The sequence below is a fragment of the Microbacterium sp. MYb45 genome (genome assembly GCF_002979655.1).
GTDB lineage: Bacteria > Actinomycetota > Actinomycetes > Actinomycetales > Microbacteriaceae > Microbacterium.
In genome coordinates this window covers 1-15,068 of sequence record NZ_PCPG01000013.1, presented here as the reverse complement: position 1 = coordinate 15,068, position 15,068 = coordinate 1, and the positions used below count along the sequence as shown (strand labels likewise).

The 15,068-nt window shown below is 70.5% G+C and carries 12 protein-coding genes; 7 read left to right on the top strand and 5 right to left on the bottom strand.

Translation table 11 applies throughout. From position 1 onward, the window contains the following. Window positions 1–43: 43 nt before the first annotated feature. From CQ034_RS16005 to gabT, 3 genes are read right to left on the bottom strand one after another with little or no spacing between them, the layout of a single operon-like run. Complete coding sequence (locus CQ034_RS16005; protein ID WP_105711838.1) at window positions 44–1,495, bottom strand: aldehyde dehydrogenase; 1,452 nt, start codon at window positions 1,493–1,495, stop codon at window positions 44–46. Next, window positions 1,495–2,676: an acyl-CoA dehydrogenase family protein gene (locus CQ034_RS16000; RefSeq protein WP_105711837.1), complete on the bottom strand. Its 1,182-nt coding sequence runs from the start codon at window positions 2,674–2,676 to the stop codon at window positions 1,495–1,497. Before CQ034_RS16000 ends, CQ034_RS16005 begins: the two co-directional genes overlap by 1 nt. Further along, window positions 2,673–3,998, bottom strand: a complete 1,326-nt coding sequence (gabT, locus tag CQ034_RS15995; RefSeq protein ID WP_105711836.1) for a 4-aminobutyrate--2-oxoglutarate transaminase — start codon at window positions 3,996–3,998, stop codon at window positions 2,673–2,675. The genes CQ034_RS16000 and gabT overlap by 4 nt, the downstream gene beginning before the upstream one ends. Window positions 3,999–4,087: 89 nt before the next feature. Between gabT and CQ034_RS15990 the strand changes: the two genes are divergently transcribed. Then, window positions 4,088–5,437 carry a PucR family transcriptional regulator gene (locus CQ034_RS15990; protein WP_105711835.1) on the top strand — a complete coding sequence of 450 codons (1,350 nt, stop codon included), beginning with the start codon at window positions 4,088–4,090 and terminating at the stop codon, window positions 5,435–5,437. Here the strand turns inward: CQ034_RS15990 and CQ034_RS15985 are convergent. Further along, a complete protein-coding gene (locus CQ034_RS15985; RefSeq protein ID WP_105711834.1) occupies window positions 5,434–6,585 on the bottom strand; it encodes a CaiB/BaiF CoA-transferase family protein in 1,152 nt (383 codons plus the stop codon). The genes CQ034_RS15990 and CQ034_RS15985 overlap by 4 nt on opposite strands. Further along, on the bottom strand, window positions 6,582–7,601 hold the full coding sequence (locus CQ034_RS15980) for a LacI family DNA-binding transcriptional regulator (RefSeq protein ID WP_105711833.1): 1,020 nt from the start codon (window positions 7,599–7,601) through the stop codon (window positions 6,582–6,584). Before CQ034_RS15980 ends, CQ034_RS15985 begins: the two co-directional genes overlap by 4 nt. A 141-nt stretch (window positions 7,602–7,742) precedes the next feature. Here CQ034_RS15980 and CQ034_RS15975 point away from each other — a divergent pair, with 141 nt between their 5' ends. The 6 genes from CQ034_RS15975 to CQ034_RS15950 are packed head-to-tail and all read left to right on the top strand — an operon-like array spanning window position 7,743 to window position 15,040. After that, the gene (locus tag CQ034_RS15975) at window positions 7,743–9,770 is read left to right on the top strand and encodes a primary-amine oxidase (RefSeq protein ID WP_105711832.1); all 2,028 of its coding nucleotides are present in this window, start codon (window positions 7,743–7,745) and stop codon (window positions 9,768–9,770) included. Between the two features lie 37 nt (window positions 9,771–9,807). Further along, window positions 9,808–11,418: an ABC transporter substrate-binding protein gene (locus CQ034_RS15970; RefSeq protein WP_146114863.1), complete on the top strand. Its 1,611-nt coding sequence runs from the start codon at window positions 9,808–9,810 to the stop codon at window positions 11,416–11,418. Between the two features lies 1 nt (window position 11,419). Next, window positions 11,420–12,385: an ABC transporter permease gene (locus CQ034_RS15965; protein ID WP_105711830.1), complete on the top strand. Its 966-nt coding sequence runs from the start codon at window positions 11,420–11,422 to the stop codon at window positions 12,383–12,385. After that, window positions 12,382–13,266 (top strand): ABC transporter permease, encoded by an 885-nt coding sequence (locus CQ034_RS15960; RefSeq protein WP_105711829.1) that lies wholly within the window; start codon window positions 12,382–12,384, stop codon window positions 13,264–13,266. The genes CQ034_RS15965 and CQ034_RS15960 overlap by 4 nt, the downstream gene beginning before the upstream one ends. Further along, complete coding sequence (locus CQ034_RS15955) at window positions 13,263–14,258, top strand: ABC transporter ATP-binding protein (RefSeq protein ID WP_105711828.1); 996 nt, start codon at window positions 13,263–13,265, stop codon at window positions 14,256–14,258. Before CQ034_RS15960 ends, CQ034_RS15955 begins: the two co-directional genes overlap by 4 nt. Next, a complete protein-coding gene (locus CQ034_RS15950; RefSeq protein WP_105711827.1) occupies window positions 14,255–15,040 on the top strand; it encodes an ATP-binding cassette domain-containing protein in 786 nt (261 codons plus the stop codon). Before CQ034_RS15955 ends, CQ034_RS15950 begins: the two co-directional genes overlap by 4 nt. Window positions 15,041–15,068: the final 28 nt, after the last annotated feature.

Here is a 15,068-nt window from a genome sequence, read left to right as displayed (position 1 = left end):
AATCGGACATCGCTGTGGCGGGCCCCGGCGGGGCTGCCGGCGCTCAGCCGCGGAGGTAGACCGTCGCCGTCTCCGTGAAGAACTCTCTGGCCGCCGCGCCCTGCTCCTTGGGGCCGAGCGCGCTCGATCCGCTGCCACCGAAGGGGACGTGCAGATCGGCGCCGGCCGAAGCCGAGTTCACGTGGACGACCCCGACACGGATGTCCTCGATCGCGGTGAGTGCGGCCGCCAGCCCCGTCGTGAAGACGGCGGTGGAGAGCCCGTACTCGCTGTCGTTCACGAGCGCGATGCCGTCAGCGGTGGACGAGACCCGTCGGACCCCGACCACCGGACCGAACAGCTCTTCGGTCCACAGCTCACCCGGGTCCTCCTCGTCGAGCTCGAAGATGGACGGCGGGAGGAAGTACCCCTCGGCGAGCGCGCCGTCGGAATACGGCTCAGGGGCGACGACCGCCTTCGCGGAGGAACGGGCGCGGACGAGGGCGGCAGCCACGCGGTCCCGGGCGCCGGCATCCACCACCGGCCCCACCTCCACCTTCTCGTCCTGCGCGTCGCCCACGACCATCTGCGCGGTACGGATCGCGAGTCGCCGCAGGAACTCATCGGCCACGGCCTCGTGCACGATCACACGCGAGGTCGCCGTGCACTTCTGACCGGCCGCACGGAACGCTCCGAGCGCCACCTGCTCCACCGCCACGTCGAGGTCGGCGTCTTCCAGGACCAGAGCCGCGTTCTTGCCGCCGAGCTCTCCCTGGAAGGGAATGCCGCGGGCCGCGAGCTGCGCCGCGATGCTGCGCCCGACCTTCGTGGACCCGGTGAACGTCACGGCATCCACCTCCGGGTGCGCCACGATCGCCTCCCCGACGGCGGCGGTGCCGTTCACGAGGTTCAGCACGCCGTGCGGGAGCCCGGCCTGCTCGAGCGCCTCGGCGAAGCGCATCGCCAGCACGGGGACGAAGGTCGCAGGCTTCCAGACCACCGTGTTCCCCCAGACGAGGGCCGGGGCGAGCTTCCACGCGGGGATGGAGATTGGGAAATTGAAGGGGGTGATCGCCCCGATCACGCCGACCGGACGGCGGATCACGAGGATGCGCTCCCCCGGGCTCGGCGACTCGAACAGGCCGCCGCTCTGCCGTTCGACCTCCTGCGCATGGAAACGCAGGATGTTGGCGGCGTGACCGGTCTCGGCGATCGCCTCGACGAGCGTCTTGCCCTCCTCGCGCGCGAGCTGACGTCCCCACTCGTCACGGTGGGCCTCGATGATGTCGGCCGCCCGCAGCAGGATGGCGGCGCGCGAGCGCGCGGGGGTGCGGCGCCACCCGTCGAACGCGGCCCGAGCGGCCGCGTAGGCGCGGTCGACATCCGCATCGGACGCGCCCGGGCCCTCGCCGACGACGTCGCCTGGGCGGCTCGGATTCACGTCGATGAGCTGGTCACCCGAGCCCTCCACCCATGCGCCGTCGATGAAGTGCCGGATCTCGAATGTGGTGGTCATCATGCTCCCTCGGGGGCGGTGCTGCGGAAGGCGGAGAAGCCGGTGATGTGGGCGCCGAGGACGAGCGTGTGGACCTCGTCGGTGCCCTCGTACGTGCGCACCGATTCGAGGTTCGCCGCGTGGCGCAGCGGCGAGTAGTCGCCCGAGATCCCGTTGCCGCCGAGGATCGTCCTCGCCTCGCGGGCGATCGCGATCGCCGCACGCGTGTTGCTGAGCTTGGCGACGGAGATCTGGTGCGGTTGCAGCCTGCCGGCATCCTTCAGACGACCGAGCCGCAACGCGACGAGCTGCGCCTTCTCGATCTCGACGGCCATGTCGACGAGCTTCTGCTGGGTGAGCTGGAACGCCCCGATCGGCTGCCCGAACTGGATGCGCGTCTGCGAATACGACAGCGCCGTGGCGTAGCTGTCGCGGGCGGCGCCGATCACGCCCCAGCCGATCCCGTAGCGCGCCTCGTTCAGGCACGAGAAGGGGGCGCGCAGCCCTCTGGCCTCGGGCAGCTGGGCGTCGGCGGGAAGCCGCACATCGGTCAGCGTGATGTCGCACTGGATCGAGGCCCGCATCGACAGCTTCGGGGCGATGGGGGTCGCCACGAACCCGTCAGAGTCCGTCGGGACGAGGAACCCGCGCACCCCCTCGTCGGTCTGCGCCCAGATGATCGCGATCTGCGCGATCGAGGCGAGACCGATCCAGCGCTTGGCGCCGTTGAGCACCCAGCCGTCGCCGTCGCGTCGTGCGAACGTCGTCATGCTCGACGGGTCCGAGCCGGAGTTCGGTTCGGTGAGGCCGAAGCAGCCGATGACCTCGCCCCGCGCCATCCGGGGCAGCCACTCCTGCTTCTGCGCCTCGCTGCCGTGCTTGTGGATCGCGCTCATGGCGAGGGAGCCCTGCACCGAGACGAAGGTGCGGAGCCCCGAGTCCCCCGCCTCGAGCTCCAGGGCCGCGAGCCCGTATTCGACGGCGCTGCGACCGCCACAGCCGTATCCGTCCAGGTGCATGCCCAGCACTCCGAGCTCGGCGAGCTCCGGGACGAGCTCCGTCGGGAAGACGGCTCGGTCGTACCAGTCGGCGATGTGCGGACGCACTCTCTCGTCGACGAAGGCCCGCACGCGGTCGCGGGTCGCCCGCTCCTCGTCGCTCAGCAGCTCGTCGAAGTCGAGCAGATCGGGAACGGTGCTCATGCGGCGGCCTCCTCGGCGGCGACGGAACGGATGGACGCGACGAGGATCTCGAGGCCCGCGTTCAGGACAGGCTCTTCGATCACGAGGGGCGGCAGCAGTCGGATGACGTTGCCGTGGGTGCCGCACGTGAGCGCCAGGACGCCCGCCGCATGGCAGGCCGCCGCGATCCGCTGCGCGAGGTCCGACCGCGGGGCGAGGGTGCCCGGGTCGGCGAACTCGACGGCCATCATGGCGCCGCGTCCGCGGACCTCGGCGACGGCATCGATCTCGGTGAGCAGCGGTTCGAGGTGCCGGCGGATGGTCTGCTCGATGCCGACGACCCGCGTCAGGAGGCCCGGCTCGTCCAGCACGTCGAACACCGCGAGGGCGGCTGCGCAAGCCAAGGGGTTGCCCGCATAGGTGCCGCCGAGCCCGCCGGGGTGCGCGGCATCCATGATGTCCGAGCGACCGGTCACCGCGCTCAGCGGCAACCCGCCGCCGAGTGCCTTGGCGGTCAGCGTGATGTCTCCGGCCACGCCTTCATGCTCGCTCGCGAACAGTCGGCCGGTGCGGCCGAGACCGGACTGGATCTCGTCGACGACGAGGACGATCCCGTACTCGTCCGCGATACGGCGGAGCCCCCGGAGGAAACCCGGGGCGGGGACGACGAAGCCGCCCTCGCCCTGGATCGGTTCGACGACCAGGGCGGCGAAGTACTCGCGGCCGTGCTCGACGATGAGGCGTTCGACCTCGGCGAGCGCGGACTCGGCCCCCTCTCCGCGCAGCGGGTTCGCGTTGGGTGCGCGCACCACGGCATCGGGGAACGGGCCGAACGAGGTCTTGTACGGGTGCTCTTTGGCCGTCATCGCCATCGTGAGGAGCGAGCGCCCGTGGTAGGCCTCGTCGATCACGAGCACGGCGGGGCGACCGGTGTGGGCGCGCGCGATCTTCACGGCGTTCTCCACTGCCTCGGCGCCGGTGCTGAAAAGTGCCGTGCGCTTCTCGAAGTCGCCGGGGGTGTGCTCGTTGAGCCACTCGGCGACGCGCACGAAGCCCTCGTACTCGGTCACCATGAAGCAGGTGTGGGTGAAGAGCTCGAGCTGCGCGGCGACGTTGGCCCGCACCTGCGGATTCGCCGCCCCCACGCTGGTCACGGCGATGCCGGACGCCAGATCGATCAGAGTGTTCCCGTCGACGTCCTCGAGTGTCGAGGTGCCGGCTCGCGCGATGAAGACCGGGAGGGTGATGCCGAAGCCGGCGGCGACCGCGGCTTCGCGCTGGGCGTGGAGCTCGCGCGACCGCGGTCCGGGGATCTCGGTGCGCAGGAGTGGAACTGTCGTCATGCGGACGACGCTAGAAGGTGCAGGACTACCGCGGGTGAACACTTCGCCCAGTCTTGTCGGAAGCGCTGTGCATCACGCACACTGGATGCATGGTCTCCCTCGGCGAACTCGTACGCACGGCCGGCACCGCTCTGCGTCCGCTCGCTCCGTTCGATGCGGCGCGGACCATCACCGGCGTGCACGTGTCGGAGCTCGACGACCCCGGCCGCTACCTGGAGGGCGGCGAGCTGCTGCTCACCACCGGTATCCCGCTGCACGGCAGGCCGGTCGACACCTACGTCGACAGACTCGAGGCGCAGGGCATCGGGGCGATCGGGATCGGGCTCGGCGAGGGCTGGGACGATGCGCCCGCGGTCCTCGTCGAACGCTGCCGCCGGCTGGGGATCCCGGTGTTCGCGGTGCCGGACGGCGCACCGTTCCTCGATGTGTCCCGGGCGTTCTGGTCGATCACCGGACGCAGCGGTCACGATGAGGCGCTGCGCACCGCCCACGCGCACACGCGGTTGGTGCAGGCCGCGACGGCCGCCGATCCGATCGCCGGCATCGTCCGCCAGATGGCCCAGGCGATCGGCGGGTGGGTGGCGTGGCTGCCCTTCGATCCCGGAGCATCGGGCGGGACGCTGCATCCTGCGTCGTTGGCGGGACTGCTGCCGACGGTGCGGGCGGATGTCGAGAGATCGCTCCTGCGCTCCGGCGTCGAGGCCGCGTCGTTCGTGTCACAGGGTTCGGTCGTGATGGCCCACGCCGTCACCGATGGCGAGCGCACCCGCGGTGCACTGGCGCTCGGAGCCGGCAGGCCGCTGGCGAACGCCGACCGCCAGCTCGCGCTCACGGCCACCGCTCTCCTGCGACTCCTCACCGTGCGGGCGAATACGACGCCGGACGCCGGAGGGTGGTTCACGGCGCTCGCGCTCCGCGGTGATGCCACGGCCGCGCGGGCTCTGGCCGCGGTCGCCGATCTCACGCTGCCGCTCGAGTTCCGCGTGCTCGTCGGTGTCGAGGCCATGACGGGATTCGCGGTCGAGCAAGCGGGTGTGCAGGTCGGTCTCGTGCCCGCCGATGTGGACCCCGACGCCGAGATCCGGGCGAGCACCGGCGTGCTCAGCGCTCCCGTCGCGCTCGAGGATGTTCCGGCCGCCGCCGCCCGAGCGCTCGCCCTGCACCGGAGCGCGCCGGGGGCCGCGCTGGTGATCGAGTCCGAATCGAGGGCCACCCGCTGGGCTGCCACGCTCGCCGACACGGATCCGATCCTGCAGCGCACCGTGATCTCGTATCTGCGAAACCGTCAGCAGGCCGAGCGGACCGCGCGTGAGCTCGGCGTGCACCGCAACACCGTGCGGCCGCGCATCACGGCGGCCGAGCGGCTCCTCGACGTCTCGCTGGACGACCCGGACGTCGCCGCCGAACTCTGGCTCGCTCTGCGGGATCACGCGGTCTAGGCGGGTTCGTCGAGCCAGGCGCGCACGCGTTCGTCGTGCTCCCCGAGACGGGGCGGGGCGGCCACCGTCACCGGAACCTCGGGGATCCACGTGAGCGGGGATCGAATCTGGCGCGACCGCCGACCGTCATCCCCCACGCTGTCGCGGACGGGGTCGAGGCCCAGGCGTTCGGCGAGAGCGATGCCCTCCCCCACGCTGTTCACCACTCCGGCCGCGACGCCGATGCGGTTCAGACGCTCCGCCCAGGCCGCCGCGGTGTCGCCGATCAGCGCCGCCTCCAGCTCGCCCACCAGTGCGTCGCGGTTCGCGACCCGGTCGGGGTTACGGCGGAAGCGCTCATCGGCGGCGAGTTCCCGACGTCCGAGTTCCGCGACCATCTTCGCGAACTGGGCGTCGTTCCCGCACGCGACCGCGATCGGCGCATCCGCGCACCGCAGCGACTCGTACGGGGCGATCGACGGGTGCCTGTTCCCGAGCCTGCCCGGCTCCGTGCCGGCTCCGAGATGGGCGGACACCTGGTTGACGAGCGCGGCCTGCAGGCTGGAGAGCAGGTTCACCTCGACCCTCGAACCGCGTCCGGTCAACTCGCGGCGGCGCAGCGCGGCGAGGATGCCGATCACCGCGTCCTTGCCGGTGAGCACATCGACGAGGGCGACGCCGGCCTTCATCGCCTGGCCGTCCGGCTCGCCCGTGATGTGCATGAGCCCGCCGACCGCCTGTGCCACGAAGTCGTAGCCGGGGAGCTCCGCACCCGCGCCGAGACCGAACCCGCTGACCGACACGGAGATGAGTCCGGGGTGGGCTGCGGAGAGGTTCTCCCAGTCGAAGCCGAGCCGGGAGAACAGCCCCGGCCGGAAGTTCTCGATCACCACGTCGCTACGCGCGATGAGCTCGAGCGCTCTGTCCCGATCGGCCGGGTCGGTGAGGTCGAGCGTGACCGACTCCTTGCCCCGGTTCGCCGACTCGAAGTACGTGGTCATGCCGGATTCGGCATACGGGGGTCCCCACGCACGCGTGTCATCACCGGTCTCCGGTCGCTCGACCTTGATCACCCGTGCACCCAGGTCGGCCAGCGTCATGGTCGCCAGCGGGCCGGCGAGCACGCGGGAGAAGTCTGCGACGACGATGCCGTCGAGGGGCGCGGTCATGCGCGCACCCGCAGCGGATGCGCGGTGGAGTCCCGCGCGACGACCGCGATCGGGAACTCCACGTCCGTTCCGGGCTCGGCCCGCCCCTCGAGCAGATCGATGAGCAGCTCCGCACAGGCGACGCCCGAGTCGCGCGGACGAAGGTCGATCGAGGTGATCGAGGGGGTCAGGAACGGCAGCGAGGGGTGGTCCACGCAGGAGACGACCGTGATGTCCTCGCCGATCGTGCGCCCCTGTCGGCCGAGGACGGCAGCGACCTCGATCGCACTCGAGTCCGGACCGCAGATGATCACGTCGGTCTCGGGGTGCGTCTGCAGTACGCGCTCGGTAGCCGCACGTACCGCGGGCCATGACGCCTCGAACGACACGGGAGCGATGACCGGTTCGAGGCCGCGCGCCGCACAACCCGCGCGATATCCCGAGACGAGCTGACGCGACCAGTCCGTCGCATCCGGGGCGACGAGCAGGGCGGGATGCCGCGCGCCGGTGACGTCGATCTCATCGAACAGCCGCAGCATCCCGGCTTCGTGGGAGGACCAGACCACGCCGGCCGGCGTACCCGCGACGTCTTCGGGCAGATGCTCCTGCGTGACCACCGGGATCCCCGATCCCATGAGCGAGGGCAGACCGGGATCCCCTGACAGCGGGTCTCCGATGATGAGCCCGTCGGCGCGGATCGGTCGCGATCGTCCGGACGACACGGAGGGGCTGACGATGGTCACGTCGATGTCGTGGGCGGCCGCGCTCGTGACGATGCCGAACGTGAACGCCATGTAGTACGACGAGCGGGAGACGACCTCGGGAAGCACGATCCCGATCGTGCCGATGCTGCCGCCGCGGAGGTGCCGGGCAGCCGTGTTCACGGAATAGCCGAGTTCGGCCGCCGCCGCCAGGACCGCCTCGCGCGTGGCCGGAGAGACACGACCGCCGCCGCTCAGCGCATCGGACGCGGTGGTCTTGCCGACCCCTGCGCGCCGTGCGACGTCGATCAATCGGGCGCGCCGTGGCTCTTGCATGCGGCCGAGTCTAACCACACGCAGCGAGCCGTAATCCACTCGAAACAGTTCGGGTCTTGCGCTGTAACACGTTCATCGCATACTTTTGCCGGAACGTTCCGGCACACAGGCGTTCCCGAACCGACATCCGATGGAGACTCCATGAACTGCAGCTGTTCCCCGTCCGACCACACCTCGCGCTCGCGCTCACTCGGCGACGAGTCCGGTGCGCCGTACGCGACGCTCTCGGCGGGCGAGCTGCAGCGCGTCGCCGAGACGCTGCGGGCCCACGGCGCGCTGGACGAGGCGCACCGGATCGCGTACGTCGGACTCGACGAGCCGAACCGGGCCGAGGTCGCGGCCGGAGGACACGTCCCCCGCCGGGCCCGGGTGCAGCTCCTCGACACCGACACCGGGCGCGCCCGCGCGATCTCGGTCGACATCGGCACCGGCGAGCTCGCGGCGGACGTCGACATCGACCCGGAGCGCGACGGCCAGGTGCCGCTGCTCCAGGAGGAGCACGCGATCATCCGCGAGCTGATCGGCGCCGACGAGCGCTGGGCCACCGCCCTCGCCGCCCGCGGCATCGACGACCCGAGCACCGTCGCGTTGGCCGGGCTCTCGGCCGGCCGCTTCCCGATCGAAGGAGAGAGCGGTCGGCGACTCGCGCGCGTGCTCGGTCATCATCAGCCCACCCCGCAGACCATGCCTTGGGCACACCCCATCGACGGACTGGTCGCCTATGTGGACGTCGCGAGCCGCACCGTCGTCGACGTCATCGATGTGGGGGTCATGCCCATCCCCCAGGAGACCGGCGACTACCACGTGCCCGGCACCTTCGGTCCGGAGCGGACCACCCAGAAGCCCATCGTCATCACGCAACCCGAGGGCCCGAGCTTCTCCTTCGACGGGGACGTGATCTCCTGGGAGAAGTGGTCGCTGCGCATCGGCTACGACATGCGCGAGGGACTGATCCTCCACGGCATCGGCTTCGAAGACGATGGACGCGTCCGGCCGATCGTGCACCGCGCGTCGATCGCCGAGATGCTCGTGCCATACGGCGACCCCGGGCCGGTGCGATTCTGGCAGAACTACTTCGACACCGGCGAGTACCTGCTCGGCCGGCTCGCGAACTCGCTGGAGCTCGGCTGCGACTGCGTGGGCGACATCACCTACCTCGACGTCCCGATCGCCGATGCCCGCGGCGACGTGAAGGTCCTGCCGAACGTGATCTGCATCCACGAGGAGGACGCCGGGGTGCTCTGGAAGCACACCGAGCAGTTCACCGGATCGAGCGACGTCCGCCGTCAGCGCCGACTCGTGATCTCGTTCTTCGTCACGGTGGGCAATTACGACTACGGCTTCTACTGGTACCTCTACCTCGACGGCAAGATCGAGTTCGAGGCGAAGGCCACCGGGCTGGTGTTCACGGCCGCCTACGACGAGCGCACCAGCAGGTTCGCGAGCGAGCTCGCCCCCGGCCTCGCCGCCCCGTACCACCAGCACCTGTTCTGCGCCCGACTCGACATGGCGGTCGACGACGGTCCCGCCGTGATCGACGAGGTCGACGTGCGCGCCCTCCCCGTCGACGACGACAACCTCCACGGCAGCGCGATCGGCTTCACGAAGACGCGTCTGCGCAGCGAGCTCGACGGCCGACGACGAGCCGACGCGCGGGTCGACCGGACGTGGCGGGTGAGCAGCGCGACGGCGACCAACCGACTCGGCCGCCCCACCTCCTACGTCCTGACGCCCGAGAGCAAGCCCGTGCTCCTCGCGCAGCCCGAGTCGGTCATCGCCTCGCGTGCGCGCTTCGCGACCGCCGACCTCTGGGTCACGGCCTACGACCCGGACGAGCGCTACCCCGCCGGCGATGTCGTCAACCAGTCCGCGCCGGAGCAGGGCCTCCCCGCCTTCGTCGCCGACGACGCCTCCCTCGACGGCGCCGACCTGGTGCTCTGGCACACGTTCGGCCTCACCCACTTCCCGCGCACGGAGGACTGGCCGATCATGCCGGTCGACTCCTGCGGGTTCACGCTGAAGCCCCACGACTTCTTCGACCGGAACCCGACCCTCGACGTCCCGGTCTCCCCCCGCGCATGCGCCTGCGATCACGCCGGCGTCGGCGATGCACCACCCGAGCACCATCTGCATCACCTCTCTGTCCGCCCGTCGTCGCACGACGCCTGACCCGGCGTCGTCCGACATCCCGAAGGGAAACACCGACATGCACACAGCAGCTCGAGCGGGAGTGGCCGCCGCCACCGTCGCGATCCTCACCCTCACCGGATGCGCCGCCGGCGCATCCCCCGACGCCGAACCGACCCAGGACGAGGTGGCGCCCGGCTTCCTCGCCGTCGCCGACGAGGGGTTCGACGCCGGCGGCGACCTCGTGGTCCAGGTCGACTACGACACCGCCGAAGCCAGCGGCCTCGACCCGCAAGGGGCCGCCACGGCGCGGTCCTGGATGCTCGAAGGTCTCTCATACGAGACGCTCACCACGATCGACGAGAACCTCGACGTCGCCCCGAAACTCGCCACCTCGTGGGAGACCCCGAGCGACACGGAGTACGTCTTCACACTGGCCGACGACGCCGTGTTCTCGAACGGCCGTCCGATGACCGCGGCGGACGTCGTCGGAAGCCTGCAGCGCCTGGTCGACACCCCGACCACGTGGACGGGCCAGCTCGGCCCGATCGCCTCGATCGAGGAGACCGGAGACCTCGAGGTCACGGTCACCCTCTCCAGCCCGTACGCCCCGTTCCTCGCGGCACTCGCCAACACTCCGGCCGCGATCCTGCCCATGGCCGAGATCGAGGCCGGCGAGATCGACATCACGACCGAGATGGTCGGAACGGGGCCGCTCGTCGTGACCGCGCACCGTCAGGACGAGGAGTGGACGTTCGAGCCGAACACCCACCACCCGGATGCCGATGCGCTGGGCTTCTCGACCCTCACGATCGACATCGTCGGCGACGAGGCGACCCGTGCCGCAGCCCTCCGCGACGGATCGGCCGACTTCGCCGTGCTGAACTCCATCGACTCCGCCGAGCTCCTCGCGAATGCCGCAGACGTCACGGTGGTCGGGCAGCGGAACACCGACTTCCACTACCTGATGATCAACTCCCTGACCGGAGACGAGGCGCTGCAGGATCAGAAGGTGCGCTTCGCGATCAACACCGCCATCGACCGTGACGCGATCAACGAGCTCGCCTTCGGCGGAGCGACGGCGGCGACCGGGGTCACCCCCGCCGGCCTGCCGGATTCCTGCACGGCGGCGGACCTGCCGTCGGCAGAGCGCGACGTCGCCGCGGCGAAGGCCGTGATCGACGGGGTCGGCGGACTCGAACTCGATCTCGTCGTGTACACGGATGAGCCGGTGCTCGCGCAGATCGCGCAGGTGATGCAGCAGAACCTCGCGGAGATCGGCGTGAAGGTCGAGATCCAGCAGGTCGACTACGCCACGTACTCCGACCAGGTGTACGGCAGCCCGGCCGACTTCGACCTCGCGCTCAGCTGGTTCGCCGGCTACGCGGACCCGGCGATGGTGACGACCTGGTGGAACCCCGAGGTCGCCGGATTCTCGGCGGTCTTCATGAAGGGGAGCGACGAGCTCGACACCCTCATCTCCGACGGGTACACCACCGCGCCGGGCGAGGACCGCGCTGCCGTCTTCCAGGACCTGTGCGCACTCGCCGACGAGCAGAGCGAGATGGTTCCACTGGTCCTGCGCCCCTCCACGATCGGGTGGAACACCGAGTCGCTCTCCCCGACGCTCAGCAGCGACGAGGGCTACGGCGACTTCCTCCGCTACATCACCGAGTTCCGCGCCAACTGACATGGCCGTCGCTCTGTGGTCCCTCCGGCGCATCGGCGCCGCACTGCTGACGCTGGTCGTCGTCTCGGTGCTGATCTTCGCGTCGGTCCGTCTGATGCCGGGAGACTACATCGACCTCGTCCTGGGTCCGCTCGCCACCGAGGCGCAGCGGGCCCAGGCGGTGGCCGCATCCGGGCTCGATGATCCGGTGGTCGCACAGTACTTCCGGTGGCTCTTCGGCGTCTTCACCGGTGACCTCGGCTACTCGTTCGTGTCGAATGTCTCGGTGTCGGAGGAGTTCGGCGCTCGCCTGCCCGTCACCGCGACGATCGCGCTGCTGACGATCGTGGTGACTCTGCTCGTGGGGATCCCCCTCGGCTTCTTCGCCGCGCTCCGCTCCGAGGGATCGGCCGGAGCGATCGGCCGCATCGTCAGCGCACTCGGCATCAGCATTCCGGAGTTCCTGCTCGCCGGACTCGTCGTCTTCGCCGTGTCGACACTGGGACTCGGGGTCTCGGTCGGGCGGTTCGCCCCGTTCGCCGTCGACCCCGCGCGATTCTTCGGCGCGCTCGTGCTCCCGGTGACCGTGCTCGCCGTGGGCTGCGTGGCCGTGGTCGCACGGAACACCCGGGATGCGGTCATGAACGTTCTCGTCGAACCGCACGTGCAGGCGGCGGTGGCACGCGGCGAGACGCCAAGTTTCATCGTCCGCCACCACGTGCTGCGCAACGCGGCAGCGCCGATCCTCACGATCGTGGGCGCGCTCGTCGCCGTCCTGCTCGGCGGAACGGTCATCGTCGAGTTCGTGTTCGACATCCCGGGCATGGGCTCGTACCTGCAGACCGCCCTCGGCAGACGCGACTACGCGATCGTGCAGAGCGCGGTGCTGCTCGCCGCCATCGTCTTCATCGTCGCGAGCCTGCTCGTCGACCTCATCGCCAACGCGCTGGATCCCCGCCTGCGCCTCACCGGAGGGAGCCGCCGATGACCATCGCCCCCACGGCCACGCACCGCATCCGCGCCGCCGGAGAAGCGTCCAGGGGCGCGTGGCGCCGCAGCGACGCGGTCCTGCGCACCGCCGTCATCGTGCTGGGCGTCATCGTCGTCGTCACCGTGTTCGCGGTGCTCACCGGACTGACCGGCTCCACGGATGCCACCGTGGCCGGCCGCCTCGAGGGCCCGTCCGCCCTCGCCCCGCTCGGCACCGACAACCTCGGCCGCTCCCTGCTACCGCGGCTGTTCCAGGGCACCGCGACGACGCTCGTGGTCTCCATCGTCGCGGTGCTCTGCTCCGCGGTGGTGAGCACCCTCCTCGGAATGCTCGCGGGCTACTACGGCGGAGCGGTCAACGAAGCGGTCATGCGCGTCGCCGACGTCCTCTACGCCTTCCCCGCGCTCGTGCTCGCCATCCTCGTCTCGGCGCTCCTCGGCCCTGGACGACCGGCGGCGATCATCAGCATCGTCGTCATCACGATCCCCCTCATGACCCGGGTGGTCCGCATCGCGACGCGCGCGGTCGCCGAGCGGGATTTCATCGTGTCGGCGCGCATCAGCGGCGTTCGCACACCGGTGATCTTCGCCCGCCGACTCCTGCCGAACATCTCCGGCACGATCGCGGTGCAGGCGAGCTACGCCCTCTCCGTCGCGATCCTCGTCGAGGGCGGGCTGAGCTTCCTCGGATTCGGCGTGCAGGTGCCGGAGGCCTCCCTCGGCCTGCTCATCCAGCAGGGCATGCTCTACATGACCCAGGCTCCGCAGCTCGTCATCATCCCCGGCGTCGTGCTGGTCGTCTCCATCCTGTGCATCAACATCATCGGCGACGGCCTCCGCGACCGATTCGAACCGCGAGAGACGAGGTCCCTCCGATGACCGCTGTACGCATCAGTGACCTGGCTCTGGAGTTCACCGGAGCCACGACCGTCCGCGCCCTCGACGGCGTCGATCTCGACGTCGCCGCCGGCAGCTCCGTCGCGATCGTCGGCGAGTCCGGATCGGGCAAGTCCACCCTGGCCGCGGTCATCGGCCGGCTGCAGCCCCGATCGGCGCACATCGTGCGTGGTGAACTCGAGGTCGACGGGATCGATGTGCTCGGACTCGGGCACGAGGCGCTGCGCACCTATCGCCGCGACACCCTGGCCTACATCGCACAGGACCCGATCGGCTCGCTCGACCCGACGATGCGGATCGGCGCGCAGCTGAAGCTCGTGCTCCGATCCGTCGGCGACGACGGCTCCCTGCCGCGCCAGATCGAGCTGCTGGAATCGATGCGCATCACGGATCCCGCCCGAGTGGCGCGGCTCTTCCCCCACCAGATCTCCGGCGGGATGGCGCAGCGCGTGGCGATCGCGATGGCCATGTGCCGTCGACCGAAGCTGCTGATCGCCGACGAGCCCACCGCCGCCCTCGACAGCCAGGTGCGCGAGGAGGTGATCCGGCTGCTGTTCACGCAGGCGCGAGAGCAGGGGACGACGATCCTCTGGCTGAGCCACGACCTCCCCGCCGTCGCCCGCTGGTGTGACGAGGTGGCCGTGATGTATGCGGGTCGCGTGGTGGAACGCGGACCCGCAGCGGCGGTGCTCGGCAGCCCCGTCCACCCCTACGCCCGCGCCCTGGCCGCCACCGATCCTTCCCGGGCCCGACGCGGCGAGCGCCTGTCGAGCATCCCCGGCTCCCCGCCCGTGTTGCACGGCGAGTCCGAGGGCTGCGCCTTCGCCGCGCGCTGCGCACACCGCATCGACGCGTGCGACGTGATCCGCCCCGAACCGGTGTCACCACGGCACAGCCTGTGCATCCGTACGGCCGAGCTCGTCGACGCCGACCGCCGGGCGCGCCTGCTGCCCGAGGAAGAGGTCTCCGCATGAGCGCCGCCGACGCCGTACCCGCACCCGCGCCCGTCATCGAGCTCGACGATGTCAACGTCGCCTTCACCTCCGGCTTCGGAGCAGGGCGCCGTGAGGTCAGGGCCATGTCGCACGTCTCCTTCTCGGTGGGGCCGGGAGAGACCCTCGGCCTCGTCGGCGAATCGGGCTCCGGGAAGACGACCACGGGCACCGTGGTGCTCGGCCTGCAACGCCCCGACTCCGGGAGCGTGCGCTTCCAGGGCGCACCGCTCGCGCGCAGCCTGCGGTCCCGCGCCGGCCGGATGCAGGCCGTCCTCCAGCATCCGCGCTGGGCGCTGGATCCCCGATCCACGGTGCTCTCCTCGGTCCTCGAACCCGTCCTCGTGCATGAGCGTCGCAGCGCCGAGGTCGAGCAACGCGCCCTCGCCATGCTCGACCGGGTCGGACTCCCCGCATCCTTCGCCGCCCGCCGACCGCACCAGCTGTCCGGCGGTCAGCTGCAGCGCGTGAGCGTCGCGCGGGCACTCGTGACCCATCCGGCGTTCATCGTGTTCGACGAAGCGGTCAGCGCGCTCGACGTCTCGGTGCAGGCACAGATCCTCAACCTCATCCAGGACCTGCAGGCCGAGCACGGCTTCGCTGCGCTGTTCATCTCGCACGACCTCGCTGCCGTGCGGTACATCTCCCATCACGTGGCGGTGATGCGCGCCGGCGAGATCGTCGAGCACGCGCCGACCGACGTGTTCTACGACCTCCCCCGCCATCCCTATTCGCGTCAACTGTTCCAGGAGCTCTCATCGTGACCGACACCCACCGCCTCGCCCCCGTCCT

Excerpts from the sequence above, each read along its gene's own strand:
- CQ034_RS16005 (WP_105711838.1), bottom strand. The coding sequence starts at position 1,495 with ATGACCACCACATTCGAGATCCGGCACTTCATCGACGGCGCATGGGTG.
- CQ034_RS16000 (WP_105711837.1), bottom strand. The coding sequence starts at position 2,676 with ATGAGCACCGTTCCCGATCTGCTCGACTTCGACGAGCTGCTGAGCGAC.
- gabT (WP_105711836.1), bottom strand. The coding sequence starts at position 3,998 with ATGACGACAGTTCCACTCCTGCGCACCGAGATCCCCGGACCGCGGTCG.
- CQ034_RS15990 (WP_105711835.1), top strand. The coding sequence starts at position 4,088 with ATGGTCTCCCTCGGCGAACTCGTACGCACGGCCGGCACCGCTCTGCGT.
- CQ034_RS15985 (WP_105711834.1), bottom strand. The coding sequence starts at position 6,585 with ATGACCGCGCCCCTCGACGGCATCGTCGTCGCAGACTTCTCCCGCGTG.
- CQ034_RS15980 (WP_105711833.1), bottom strand. The coding sequence starts at position 7,601 with ATGCAAGAGCCACGGCGCGCCCGATTGATCGACGTCGCACGGCGCGCA.
- CQ034_RS15975 (WP_105711832.1), top strand. The coding sequence starts at position 7,743 with ATGAACTGCAGCTGTTCCCCGTCCGACCACACCTCGCGCTCGCGCTCA.
- CQ034_RS15970 (WP_146114863.1), top strand. The coding sequence starts at position 9,808 with ATGCACACAGCAGCTCGAGCGGGAGTGGCCGCCGCCACCGTCGCGATC.
- CQ034_RS15965 (WP_105711830.1), top strand. The coding sequence starts at position 11,420 with ATGGCCGTCGCTCTGTGGTCCCTCCGGCGCATCGGCGCCGCACTGCTG.
- CQ034_RS15960 (WP_105711829.1), top strand. The coding sequence starts at position 12,382 with ATGACCATCGCCCCCACGGCCACGCACCGCATCCGCGCCGCCGGAGAA.
- CQ034_RS15955 (WP_105711828.1), top strand. The coding sequence starts at position 13,263 with ATGACCGCTGTACGCATCAGTGACCTGGCTCTGGAGTTCACCGGAGCC.
- CQ034_RS15950 (WP_105711827.1), top strand. The coding sequence starts at position 14,255 with ATGAGCGCCGCCGACGCCGTACCCGCACCCGCGCCCGTCATCGAGCTC.